Below are 1,586 nucleotides of genomic sequence, written 5' to 3'. Positions count from 1 at the left end.
AAAAATTCACCAGTAACATAAAGAAAATATTGCGCCCATATATCCGGCCTGTAATTGAGGATTAAACGACCTCGGGCCCTGATGGACTTCGCGCATTCCGACCTCATCAGGTCTTCGGCTTCTAAAGAGCCCTAGACCCCGTCAGGTTCTATGGAATGCAGGTGTTACCTTTTATGCCATCACTTGAACTTTATCTCCGCAATTCGTTGAAACGGTTGCCTATTTTGCCTGCTTTACATAGTCGTTACTGATAACTTGCTGTTCTTGCCGGTTTCGAATGGATCAAGGAGGAACGCAGGCGCTCGCGCCGAGTAGTCCTTGATCCACTCGAAACCGGCTCTACCCTTGGTGCAGGGTGCGAAGCCTTTCGTACCCTGCCTCCCGGCGAGGGCGGGGTAAGCCGCACGGCGCGGGGCGGCGCCCCGCTTGAGTGCTTCAAATAAATTCATAGCTTGTTCCCTCATGCGGCTGCCCGGTAGCCTTCTTTGTTGGTCAACAATGCCCAAGCAATTCGCGCATTCTTGTTGGCGACTGCCACGTTCGAAATGTTCTCGCCGCGTCGCTGCTTGATACTACCGATCCAACGGTTGCGCGTATCCTGATGCCGGTGTGCTATTCGCGAGACCGAACGTCCGCCGTGAATCAGCAACGTACGTAGATAGCTGTCGCCGCGCTTACTAATGCCTAACAGGGTCGATTTGCCGCCGGTGGAATATTGCTTCGGCACTAGGCCTAACCAGGCCGCTAACTCGCGCCCGCTTTTGAATACCTTGATGTCGCCAATGGCGGCAATCAACGCCGTTGCCGTTAACACGCCTATACCCGGAATGCTCAATAACCGCTGACAATCTTCGTTTTGTGTACAGATCGCAGCCAGTTTGCGTTCAATCGAAGCGATTTTTTCATCCAAATGGATTAGCTCTTGGTATAGCTCGTTGAGCAACTCCCGAAACAGCGGCGTTAACGTCTGATCGGCATCTTCGAGAATCACGGGTATCGCTTTTCTAACCTGGCCAATTCCTTTGGCTATCACCAAACCATACTCCAGCAACAGGCCCCGAATCTGATTGGCTTGCGCGGTTCGTCTGCCGACCAATTGGCTGCGAACCCGATGGAGGCTTTGGATATCTTGTTGTTCGATCTGTTTGACCGGCACGAAGCGCATGTTCGGTCTTTGCACGGCCTCGCAGATGGCTTCCGCATCGACCGCGTCGTTTTTGTTCGATTTCACATACGGTTTGACGAACTGAGGTGCCATCATGCGCACCTGATGACCGTATTGGGTGAATACTCTTACCCAATGATGCGCACCACCGCAGGCTTCGAGCCCGATTAGACAAGGCTCCAAGTTAGCAACAAAAGCGGTCAGTTGCGCGCGATTGAGCTTCTTGCTGATGACCTTCCGGCCGGCTTCATCTACACCGTATACATGGAAGCTTTGCTTGGCCAAGTCGATGCCTAATACCTTGATCTCTTTATTTTTTGTTTCTTTCATGATCTGCGCTAATTCAACTGTCATTTTAAAATGACTATCTTGGCCCACTTGAGCCGGTTGGTGAAGTGGGGCGGACCATTCCATTAGGTCT

1 protein-coding gene is annotated in these 1,586 nt (G+C 51.8%); it reads right to left on the bottom strand.

Annotated features, from left to right (window positions below):
* Nucleotides 1-460 precede the first annotated feature (460 nt).
* Nucleotides 461-1,495, bottom strand: coding sequence for an IS110 family RNA-guided transposase (locus AC0IM9_RS20395; RefSeq protein WP_482805237.1), 1,035 nt, complete (start codon nt 1,493-1,495; stop codon nt 461-463).
* Nucleotides 1,496-1,586: the final 91 nt, after the last annotated feature.

Source organism: Methylomonas sp. Uni0011, from assembly GCF_056850255.1.
This window is presented reverse-complemented; position numbering and strand designations above follow the sequence as displayed.

Bases quoted from the DNA above. Each gene is read 5' to 3' on its own strand.
- AC0IM9_RS20395 (WP_482805237.1), bottom strand. From the start codon at position 1,495: ATGAAAGAAACAAAAAATAAAGAGATCAAGGTATTAGGCATCGACTTG.